This is a genomic window from Paraburkholderia sp. GAS42 (assembly GCF_050436565.1).
Classification (GTDB): Bacteria; Pseudomonadota; Gammaproteobacteria; order Burkholderiales; family Burkholderiaceae; genus Paraburkholderia.
In genome coordinates this window covers 21,947-33,222 of the sequence record NZ_JBNDML010000019.1, presented here as the reverse complement: position 1 = coordinate 33,222, position 11,276 = coordinate 21,947, and the positions used below count along the sequence as shown (strand labels likewise).

General features: G+C 63.1%; 7 protein-coding genes. 5 read left to right on the top strand and 2 right to left on the bottom strand.

The annotated features are described in order from the left end of the window. The first annotated feature begins 40 nt into the window (after nucleotides 1–40). From atzF to P3T16_RS25270, 4 genes are all read left to right on the top strand, one after another. Complete coding sequence (atzF, locus tag P3T16_RS25285) at nucleotides 41–1,867, top strand: allophanate hydrolase (protein ID WP_429344365.1); 1,827 nt, start codon at nucleotides 41–43, stop codon at nucleotides 1,865–1,867. Nucleotides 1,868–2,091: 224 nt separating this feature from the next. Then, complete coding sequence (locus tag P3T16_RS25280; protein ID WP_429344364.1) at nucleotides 2,092–4,248, top strand: ATP-binding protein; 2,157 nt, start codon at nucleotides 2,092–2,094, stop codon at nucleotides 4,246–4,248. An 835-nt stretch (nucleotides 4,249–5,083) separates the two neighbouring features. Next, on the top strand, nucleotides 5,084–6,781 hold the full coding sequence (locus tag P3T16_RS25275; RefSeq protein WP_429344363.1) for an acid phosphatase: 1,698 nt from the start codon (nucleotides 5,084–5,086) through the stop codon (nucleotides 6,779–6,781). A gap of 155 nt (nucleotides 6,782–6,936) precedes the next feature. Next, nucleotides 6,937–8,112 (top strand): aminotransferase, encoded by a 1,176-nt coding sequence (locus P3T16_RS25270; RefSeq protein ID WP_429344362.1) that lies wholly within the window; start codon nucleotides 6,937–6,939, stop codon nucleotides 8,110–8,112. On the opposite strand, the gene P3T16_RS25265 is transcribed toward P3T16_RS25270, so the two are convergent. Beyond that, on the bottom strand, nucleotides 8,068–8,859 hold the full coding sequence (locus tag P3T16_RS25265; RefSeq protein WP_429253902.1) for an SDR family NAD(P)-dependent oxidoreductase: 792 nt from the start codon (nucleotides 8,857–8,859) through the stop codon (nucleotides 8,068–8,070). The two genes, P3T16_RS25270 and P3T16_RS25265, sit on opposite strands and share 45 nt — an antisense overlap. Nucleotides 8,860–9,033: 174 nt before the next feature. On the opposite strand from P3T16_RS25265, the gene P3T16_RS25260 reads away from it, so the two are divergent. Beyond that, nucleotides 9,034–9,936, top strand: coding sequence for a LysR family transcriptional regulator (locus P3T16_RS25260; RefSeq protein ID WP_429344361.1), 903 nt, complete (start codon nucleotides 9,034–9,036; stop codon nucleotides 9,934–9,936). A gap of 83 nt (nucleotides 9,937–10,019) precedes the next feature. Here P3T16_RS25260 and boxA read toward each other — a convergent pair whose 3' ends face one another. Continuing rightward, entirely contained in the window at nucleotides 10,020–11,267 is a 1,248-nt protein-coding gene (gene boxA, locus P3T16_RS25255) for a benzoyl-CoA 2,3-epoxidase subunit BoxA (RefSeq protein WP_429344360.1), read from the bottom strand. Nucleotides 11,268–11,276 lie beyond the last annotated feature (9 nt).

Below are 11,276 nucleotides of genomic sequence, written 5' to 3'. Positions count from 1 at the left end.
GACCATGAGCACACAAACGAACCCGGAAACAGGAGCCGGCATGCCTTCCTTCGATATGCGTCTGCCGACGCTGCGCGCGGCGTACCGCGCAGGACAGAAGACGCCGCGCCAGTTGATCGGCGAGCTGCGCGAGCGCGCCGCCGCATTGAACGCGGACTATCACCTGTTCATTCATCTGCTGAGCGACGCGGAACTCGAACCGTACTTCGCCGCGCTCGAAACACGCGACATCGAATCGTTGCCGCTCTATGGCATTCCGTTCGCGATCAAGGACAACATCGATCTCGCCGGCATTCCTACGACGGCCGCGTGCCCTGCATTTGCGTACACGCCGGCCGCCTCCGCGAAGCTCGTCGAGCAGTTGATCGCGCTCGGCGCGGTGCCGCTCGGCAAGACCAATCTCGACCAGTTCGCGACCGGCCTGAACGGCACGCGCTCGCCTTACGGTAAATGCCGCAACAGCGTGTTGCCGGAATATCCGTCAGGCGGATCGAGTTCGGGATCGTCGCTGGCCGTGGCGCTCGGCGTCGCGAGCTTTGCGCTCGGCACCGACACCGCCGGGTCGGGACGCGTGCCCGCCGCGCTGAACAACCTCGTCGGCCTGAAGGGCACAAAGGGGTTGCTTTCGACGTCAGGTGTCGTGCCCGCGTGCCGCACGCTCGACTGCGTGACGTTCCTCACCGCGACCGCGCGCGAAGCCAGCGAGCTGCTCGCGCTAACCGCGCAGGAAGACCCCGCCGACGCCTATAGCCGCGCCAATCCGCAATGGAATGACGGCGCGGCGTTCGGCAAGATCGCGCGCTTCCGTTTCGGCGTGCCGCGCGATCCCGAATTCGCCGGCTGCGACGAAAGCCCGGCGCTGTTCGCGTACGCGCGTTCGACGCTCGAAGCGATGGGCGGCGAGGCCGTCGAGATCGACTTCGCGCCGTTCGTCGAGGCCGCGAAGCTGCTGTACGAAGGACCGTGGGTCGCGGAGCGCTATAGCGTCGCGGGCGAACTGGTGGAAACGCAACCCGACGCCGTGCTGCCCGTGATTCGCGACGTACTGGCGAAAGCGCCCGGCGCGACCGCCGTCGATGCATTCCGTGCGCAGTACCGTCTGCAGGCGCTCAAGAAGACCTGCGACGCGGTGCTCGCAACCGTCGACTTGGTGCTGACGCCGTCGTTCCCGCGCCCGGTGACGCTCGCCGAACTGGAGCGCGACCCGATCGGCGCAAATTCGCTGCTGGGCTATTACACCAACTTCATGAACCTGCTCGACTACGCAGCCGTTGCCGCGCCCATCGGGTTCATGAAGAACGGTCTGCCGTGGGGCATCACGCTGTTCGGTCGCGCGTTCACCGACCAGTACCTGCTCAGCGTCGCCGACGACCTGCAACGCACGCTCAAACTGCCACTCGTCGGCGGCGTCTCGTGCGACCTCGATGCGCCTGTGGGTGTTGCACGTCATGACCGTACGCGCGTGGTGGTGTGCGGCGCGCACCTCGATGGTCTGCCGCTCAATGGGCAACTGAAGCGCCGCGGTGCGCGCCTCGTCGAAGCGACGCTGAGCGCGCCGCACTACCGTCTCTACGCGCTGGCCGGCGGCAGCATCGCACGGCCGGGCATGGTGCGCGTCGACAAGGAAGGCGCCGCGATCGCAGTCGAAGTCTGGGACCTGTCAAGCGCTGAACTCGGCTCGTTCCTGACCGGCATTGCCGCACCGCTCGGACTCGGCAAGGTCGAACTCGCGGACGGCAGTTGGGAAACGGGTTTCATCTGCGAATCACAAGGTCTCGACGATGCCATCGACATCACGCACACCGGCGGATGGCGCGCGTGGCTCGCTGAACGCGAGAAGGAAACGCATCCCGCTGCGAGCGCCTGATAACCCTGTTCGCGATGCCAGGGTGAACCGCGCCGGCCGGCGCGGCTCACCGGCCGACGGGTCCCGGATGTTCTCACCTGTCGCCTTGAAACGGTTGCGCTAACGCTCCCGAACCCTCTCACCTTCAGGCCGCCAGGGGATCGCACGCTCCCGGCCTGTCAACCGCTCCTGACGGTCGAGTACCGGGTACGATATCCCTTTCGTCACCACGGGAGCGAGCGAGCTTGCGTCCTACCGAGTCCTCGGCACTCGACCTGCCCCTCCCGTCGCGCAATTTTGCAGCGACGCGCCGTATCCTTCAGGTCGTCCTCGCGGCAGCCGTGCTGATCCCGCTGGTCTGCCTGATCGGCTATGGGTACTACGACTATCAGCGCCGCACGATCGACGCGAACGATGTGACTGATCGCCTCGTGCGGGTTGCACAGGAACACGCGCTGAAGGTGCTGGATCTGAACAACGAAATGGCGACGCGCATCATCGATCTGCTCGACGACAGCGACGACGCCGAAATCCGCGCTCATGAAGCGCTGATACATCGGCGGCTGAGTGCCATCGGCGGTGACTTTCCGCAGATCGCCGCGATCTCCGTATTCGGCGAAACAGGCGATGTGCTCGCGTCAAGCCGCTACTACCCGGTGCCGAAAGCGTCGGTGGCGAATCGCGAAGACTTTCTCTCCGCGCGCGCGATCCGGCCCGAGCCATATTTCTCACTGCCGCTGCGCGGGGTCATCGGCCAGGCTGACGTTTTCGTGACGAACACGGGCCGCACGGCGATCAATGACGGCCAGTTTCTCGGCGTCGTATCGATTGCGTTGCAACGAAAGTATTTCGCCGATTTCTACCGCGAACTCGTTAGCGACAATCCGGCTGTGACCATCGGCCTCTATCGCCGTGATGGCGGTATTCTGCTGCGCTATCCCGAAGCCAGGCCGGGCGTCATGCCCGCCGCGAATACGCCGTTCACGCGCGCGCTGCACGACGGCCTGCTGTTCGGCCGCCTGCGCATGACGTCGACGGTCGATGACGTGGATCGTCTCCTGTCGTTCCGGCGCGTCGGCAGCTATCCGCTCTATGTCGTGACCGGCTATGCCACCGACGCGATCTTCGACGAGTGGTGGCATCACTATTTGCTGATCGCAGCGATCACCGCCGTGCCGTGCTTCGCGGTATGCGTGCTCGTGCTGTTCTCGCTGCGGCAACTGCGCGCCGAGCAGATCGCGTGGGAGCGCTGGCAGGCCGAAGTGGCAATGCGTCTTTCCGCGGAAGCGTCGAGCCGGCAGATGCGCCGGATGGGCGCACTCGGTAACCTCGTCGCCAACGTCGCGCACGACTTCAACAATCTGCTGATGGTCGTCTCGACCAACATGGGGCTCGCGCGTCGCAAAGGCTTCAACAATCTCGAGCGCGAAGTGGTGGCGGTCGAGCGCGCGACGGTCGGCGCGCAGTCGCTGGCGCGGCGACTCCTGAGCGTCGCCCGCAAGCAGCCGCTCAAGCAGGACGCCATCGACTTCGCCAGCTGGTTGCCAGCCGCGACGCATCTGATCCAGACCGCCGTCGGCGACAAGGTGCAGGTCAGCATGCAGGTGGTGTCTGATTTGTGGCCGGTGTTCGCGGACGCGACCGAACTCGAATTTGCGATCATCAACATTGCCGTGAACGCGCGCGACGCCATGCCGCTTGGCGGACGCTTCGCCATTCGCGGCCAGAACGTGCGCCTGACGGCGAGCGACACACAATTGCCCGATGGCGAATACGTGCTGGTATCGCTCACGGACGACGGCGAAGGCATGACGGAGAGCGTGTTGAAGCGCGCGTTCGAACCGCTGTTTACGACGAAGTTCAGCGGCGCAGGGACAGGCCTCGGACTCGCGCAGGTGCTGGCCGTGTGCGAACAGGCCGGCGGGACGGCACGCATCGACAGCGTGCCGGAGCGCGGCACAACCGTGCGGCTCTATCTGCCGCGCTATCAGGGTGAGCAGGTTCCGCTTCAGCCCGTTGCACCTCCTGCGCCCTCCAGTGCGGACGCAACGCAGGGCACGGTATTGCTCGTCGAAGACAACGACGATGTGGCCGCGGGCGTTGCCGCCGTGCTGGAAGTGTTCGGCTGCAAGGTGCGTCACGAGCCGACCGCCGACGCCGCGCTCGATACGCTCAATGCAGGCGACACGTTCGATCTCGTGCTGTCCGACATCCAGATGCCCGGCCGCCTGAGCGGGATCGATCTCGCGGAGCGGGTGAAACGGACATGGCCGGACCAGCGGATCGCGCTCATGACCGGTTACGCCGACGAACTCGAACGCGCCCGGCACCTCGGTGTGCCGATTCTGGCGAAGCCGTTCGATATCGATGAATTGCGGGGACTGGTGGCGTGCACGCCTTGATGAGAGCCGCTGACGCAACCGCCCTGGTTAGCGCCCACTTACGTTGTGAGCCCGCTATTCCGTCTATCGCTCGCGATGAGCGACGGTGACGCGTGCTGGTTGAGGCGACGCCTTTATGCGCAAAAAGATTTTGGCCGTTGCATTCGAGGCGGCCCGGGGCGTGGCGTCAAGGGCGCTGTGAGGGCTTGTGGGGCTGCGTGAACAGGTCATCCCTGCACCGTTGCGTGCTCCCGAAAAACCTCACCTCAACGCGATAGACCGTCCCGCAGCGGGTTGTAGCGTCGAGTGGAGCGGACGCTTTCTGGATCCGCCACCCGCCCTCATGTGCAGACATATTCGCGATCCCCGATGGCTCAACCCGTGCGACATTGTGGTCGGGCACACCGCCCGGAGAGCCTTTGTTTAAAGGCTTCTCCGCGTGACCATTCATTCGCGGGGAGAGGGTTTTCCCATCGCTGCCCACGCCCGATATTTCGCGTTGCGGAATCGCAGGCGATCACACCAAGCTCATGGCAGAAAACTCGCCGGGCGGGCAGATCAGCCATTACGCTACGAGACTCCCGAAAATCCTCACCATTGATCGCCGGGTCGACTCAGGCTGGGTCGGCGTGGGCGCCCCCTTTCATGGACGGGTTTCGCGACGTTGCTTTCCGGTCAGCCCTTTGGTCTCGTCAACGATCAGGCAATCGACGGTTGCGGACATGCCGCAACGAGTGTCAGGATGCACGAGGCGCGTCAGGTTCCACGCGCCCGGCTCCGCGTGCGGTTCTGTCTGACGCCGGGCAGCCGCCAATCATGCCGCAGTCAACCCGCCCACCCGTCAGGAGACGCGCCGATGCAGCCCGACGACCCAACTCTTCCTCCCGCCAATGCCCAGCCAGCAGACCAGCCTGACGATCCCGACCGCCGTCGTGTCCTGACCGGCATCGCAGCGGTCGGGATCGGTCTGGCGCTGACAGGCTGCCATACCTCCGCGCAGACATCGGCGAACGGCGGCGGACCGCTCAGCGCGGCCGACCTCCGGCTCAACGCCGCGCTGAACGATCAGGTTCGCCACATCGTCGTGATCTATGCAGAAAATCGCAGCTTCGCGAATCTGTACGGCAACTTCCCGGGCGTGCAGCATCCGCTCGACGCAGTGCCCGCCGAGCGTTACGTACAACTTGACCGCGACGGCAAGACGCCGTTACCGCAGTTGCCGAAGATCTGGGGCGGTCTCGTGCCACAGGCGCAGGAAGTGGACGGCAAGCGCTACATGATCGCCGAGCGCGACATCGCTGGCCTGCCCAACGGTCCGTTCCGGATTGCCGACGCGCACGGCACGCCACTGCCGAACGGCGTCATCACGCGCGACCTCGTGCATCGCTTCTATCAGAACCAGATGCAGATCAACGCCGGGCGCAACAACCAGTTCGCCGCGTGGGCGGACTCGGGCGGGCTCGTGATGGGTCATTATCGAAACTCGGCTGATTCACTCCGTCTGTGGAGCCTCGCGCAGCAATACACGCTGTGCGACAACTTCTTCATGGCGGCTTTTGGCGGCTCGTGGCTCAACCATATCTTCCTGATTTCGGCGCAGGCGCCCTTCTATACGGATGTGCATAACAGCCCCGCGAAGAAACTGGTGTCGGTGGTCGTGGGTGACGACCCGACAGGCACGCGACTGAAGCTCGCCGCCGATTCCCCGGCGTCGGCGCTCAACGGGCCGCCGAAGTATGAAAACGACGGTCTCTTCACCGCGGACGGCTACGCCGTCAACACGATGGCGCCGCCCTACATGCCGAGCAGCGTACGGCCTGCGGAAGGCGGTGACCCGAATCGCGCGGACCCGTCCAATCCGAAGGTGCTGCTGCCGCAGACCTACGCGACGATCGGCGACCGGCTGTCGGATAAGGGCGTCGACTGGGCGTGGTACAGCGGCGCGTGGCAGTACGCGCTCGATCATCAGGACACGGGCGCCGTCCCCGACTTCCAGTATCACCACCAGCCGTTCAACTATTTCGTCAATTTCGCGCCCGGCACGGATGCGCGCAGGAAACATCTGCGCGACGCGGGCACGGGCGACGACGCGTCGACGAACCTTCTGATCGCCGACATCGATGCAGGACGTCTTCCTGCCGTCACGTTCTACAAGCCGCAGGGCAACCTGAACATGCACGCGGGTTACGCGGATGTCGAATCGGGCGACCGTCACATCGCCAACGTCATCGATCATCTGCAGCGCAGCCCGCTGTGGGCGAACACCGTCGTGATTGTCACGCACGACGAGAACGGCGGCTGGTGGGATCCGGTTTCGCCACCGAAAGGCGACCGCTGGGGCCCGGGCTCGCGCATTCCGACGCTCGTCGTGTCGCCGCTTGCGAAAAAGGGTTACGTCGATCACACCGTCTACGACACCAACTCGATTCTGCGGCTGATTACGCGCGTGCACGGACTGGTGCCGCTCGATGGCGTCGTCGCCCGTGATCGGGCGTTCGCGCAGAACAACATGACGCCGCCCGGCGATCTGACCGGCACGCTCGATCTTGCGTGATGTTGTGCGGGCTGATCGACATCGCGCGCTCCGGATGATTCTTTAAAGTCCACAATAGACTTTTCGTCTATACTCGATGCCTGGAGGTCGCGCGCCGCCGCGACCGTTGATCACGGCATGATGTATGTGCGCTTCTTCAATCGAGGACGGAAGTCATGAAAATCAGGGAATTCGGTGTCGAACGCTGGATGGATCTCTACGAGAACCGCTGCGAGTTGAATCTCGCGGAAACCTGCGTCGAATCGTTGACGGTTGAGGAACTGCTGCGCATGTCCGGCAGGCAGGACACCATCCTCGGCGAGATGCTGCCGCTCAAGCTGACGTATGGCGCCATCGACGGCACCGAGCGGCTGCGCTCGAACGTTGCGTCGCTGTACGAAAAGCAGAACGTACCGAATGTGCTGATCACGCACGGCGCGATCAGCGCAAACGCGCTGGTGTATGAAACGCTCGTCGAACCCGGCGATCACGTGATCTCCGTGCTGCCGACGTATCAACAGCATTATTCGATTCCGGCGAGCTACGGCGCGAACGTCGACATCCTTCCGCTTCGTGAAGAAAACGGTTTCCTGCCGGATCTCGACGAGTTGAAGCGTCTCGTCAAAAGCAACACCCGCGTCATTGCGATCAACAATCCGAACAACCCGACGGGTTCGCTGATGGACCGCGCCCTCCTCGAACGCTTCGTCGAGATCGCGCGGTCGTGCGGCGCCTGGGTGCTGTGCGACGAGGTCTATCGCGGCACGGATCAGGAGGGCGACGGCTTCACCGCCTCGATCGCCGACCTGTACGGAAAGGGCATCGGCACGGGCAGCATGTCGAAGACGTGGTCGCTCGCCGGCCTGCGCGTGGGCTGGATCGTCGCGCCGGTGGAACTGATCCACCGCGTACAGATTCACCGCGACTACAACACGATCAGCGTCGGCATGCTGAACGATCTGTTCGCTTCCATTGCCCTTGAAAGCCGCGACGCGATCATCAAGCGCAGCCACGATATTCTGCGCACGAACCTTGCGATTCTCGATGCGTGGATCGCAAAGGAGCCTCTGCTCTCGTACGTCAAACCGAAGTCAGGCACGACGGCGCTCGTACGCTTCGATCTCGACATGACGTCCCGCGACTTCTGCGTGGCGCTGCTCGAAAAAACCGGCGTGATGTTCACGCCCGGCAGTGCGATGGATATGGAAGGCTACGTGCGCATCGGTTATACGAACAGCCGCGAAGTGCTGGAAGCCGGGCTGGCGAAAGTGTCCGGCTTCCTGCGGGATATCTCGCGTGGTCCATCCCTACGCGACCGTATACCCCCCATCCGCAACCAGCGCATGCCCTGACACATACGTCGAATCGTCCGAGGCCAGGAAGGCGACGATCGTAGCCATCTCCTCCGCCGTGCCAAAGCGCCCCGCTGGAGAAGCAGCGGCAAACTCCCGCTGCGCTTCAGGCGAAGGCCAGATGCCACGATGATGGAACGGCGTCTCGATCAGACCCGGGCTCAACGCATTCACGCGCACGCCACGGCGGAACCACTCGATCGATGCAGTCTTCGTCATGCCGATCACCGCATGCTTGGTCGCGGTATACAGCGACGCGTTGGCGAACCCGATTACGCCGCCCATCGACGCGTTGTTGATGATCGTGCCTGTCCCTTGCGCGAGCATCACCTCGGCCTCGTACTTCATCGAGTTGAAGACCCCGCGCACGTTCGGCTCGAACACCATGTCATAGCGCTCGGCGTTCTGCTCGACCAGCGGCGCGAACACGCCTTCGACGCCTGCATTGTTGAAAGCGATGTCCAGTCGGCCATATGTCGCGACGGCGAACTGCACCATGTTCTTGATGTCCGCTTCGCGCGTGACGTCGACGGTAACAGCGGCAGCATCCGCGCCCTCTTCGGCGAGCACCTTCACGAGTTCGTCGAGTTCCGTTTTGCGGCGCGCCGCCAGCACCACCTTCGCGCCGCGCCGCGCAAGTTCGATGGCGGACGCGCGGCCGATTCCCGAGCTTGCGCCCGTAACGAGTGCGACTTTACCTTCGAGCGGCCGCTGCGTACGCGCGCCGTTGCTGTTCGATGCATTCATGATGTGCTCCGTTCTGTTAGCGGCCGCGTGGCCGCGAAAAATAGCGCCGGCGACTTCGTCGAAATGTCCGTCTTGCCAGGTGTGAACACAGTATGGAAGCAACCAATGTCGAATAAAATGGAATAATCACGCATTCACAATTCCGTCAAACGGAATTAACCAGAAGAGGTCTGCATGCTCAATCGACTGGACCTGTTGCGCGTTTTCGTTGCGGCGGCGACTGCGCCTACCTTCCGCGATGCCGCTGTGCGAATCGGCGCTTCGCCGCAGGTGGTGACGCGCGCGGTGCGCGAACTCGAAGAAACGCTCGGCGAAACGCTCTTCCATCGCAACACGCGACGCGTGCAGATCACGACGTATGGCGAACGCTTCGCGATTGAGGCGCAGGCCGCACTCGACGCCGTCGATGGCGTCTTTGGAAAAGCCGCAGGGGCGTCAGGTGAAGGTGGAGGAACGGTGCGGATTACCGTCGCAGCCGGGCTCGGACGCCTCTACGTCATGCCCGTGCTCGCCGACCTCGCGATTCAGCATCCTGAAATCGTCATCGATCTGCGACTGTCGGACATTCCGTCGGCAGTGGTCGATGAACAGATCGATATCGGTGTGCGGGTCGGTTTGATCGCGGACAACCGTTTTGTCGCACGACACGTCGGCGGCTTGCCGATCTGGGTGGTTGCGTCGCCGGAGTTGCTGGCGCGTGTCGGTGAGCCCAAAAATCTCAAGACGCTCTCGTCGATGCCCATGACCGTGTTGATCGATCGCGCGACGGGTCGTCCGTGGCCGTGGGTTTTCAGTCGCGACGAACAGTTGATCCCGCGCGCGCCCGCCTTTATCACTGACGATCAAGGCATCGAAATGGAAGCGGCCGAAGCGGGGCTCGGGTTCAGTCAGTGTCCCGAGTATCTCGTGCGGTCACATATCGCGACCGGACGGCTGATCCGCGTCCTGAGACGCTTCGAACCTGAACCCTGGAAGCTCCACGTATACCGGCCACAACGCGGACCCGTACCCCAACGCGTGCGCATTGTGTTCGACGCGCTCGTGAAGCAGTTAGGCGATACAGTCTGCAAAAGTTAGTGTCCCAAACAAACGGTGCGCAACGCGTCACCACGTTGCGCACCGTTCCTCGGCTCCCGCAAACACTCACCTTTTGACAAATCTCAATACGTTTCGAGGTGCAGGCGCCCTTCGCGTTTGAGCTTCTGCCACAACGGTTCCCACTCAAGTCCGTTCTGTTCCGCGATATCGCGAAGTGCCTGCAACACGCCGTCTTCCATACCCTTCAGGCCGCACACATAGATGTAAGTGTTGGCGTCGCGCAGCATCTGCGCGACATCCGCGGCGCGTTCGCGCATTGCGTCCTGCACATATCGCTTCGACTGACCGGGCGTGCGTGAAAACGCCAGCGTCGTATCGATGAAGTCGCGCGGCAGATTCACGAGCGGCCCGAAGTAAGGCAACTCTTCCTTGGTACGCGCGCCGAAGAACAGCATCAGCTTGCCCGTCGCACCCTTCAGCCTGCGACGGCGACGATATTCGGTCATCGCGCGCATCGGCGCCGAACCCGTACCGGTGCAGATCATCAGCAAATGCGAGTTCGGATGATTCGGCATCAGGAACGTGCTACCGAACGGACCGATCACATCGACCTTGTCGCCCTTCTTCAGATCGCACAGATAGTTCGAACACACGCCGTCGGCGGTATTGCCGTGATAGTCCTGCGTGACGCGCTTCACCGTCAGCGACAGATTGTTGTAGCCCTTGCGCTCGCCATCACGCGGGCTCGCGATCGAATACTGCCGCGCGTGATGCGACTTGCCCTCCTTCGAACCCGGCGGTAACACGCCGATCGATTGTCCTTCCAGAACCGGGAACGGCATCGTTCCGAAATCCAGCACAATGTGATGTATATCGCTTTCGGTCGACTCATCCGTCAGCCGGTAGTTGCCGACCACCGTCGCCGCCACCGGGGCTTTATGCGTATAAAGATTCACATAGGGCCTGGCCGATGACCACGGCGGCAACGTCGAGCCCCGGATCGTATCGACTTCGATTCCTTCGGACGTGTCACCCGCATCATCGTCCACCGGGCCTGCTTGAGGCGCGACTGCATCGAGTACAGGACTGGCCGTCGTGTTCTGCGCGGGCAGTTCATCCCACGTGAACTGTTCTTCGATGCTGTATGCGTCGGCCTGCAGGACGTTGCGCCAGTTGTCGATGGCGCCCGTTGGACACGGCGGCACGCATGCCATGCAGCCGTTGCACACATCGGCTTTCACGACGTAGTTATTCGAGTCGTGTGTGATGGCGTCGACAGGACAGGTCTCTTCGCACGTGTTGCAGCGAATGCAGATTTCCGGGTCGATCAGATGCTGCTTGAGGACTGCGATCGGAGCTGGGCCGTTCATGTTTTGTCT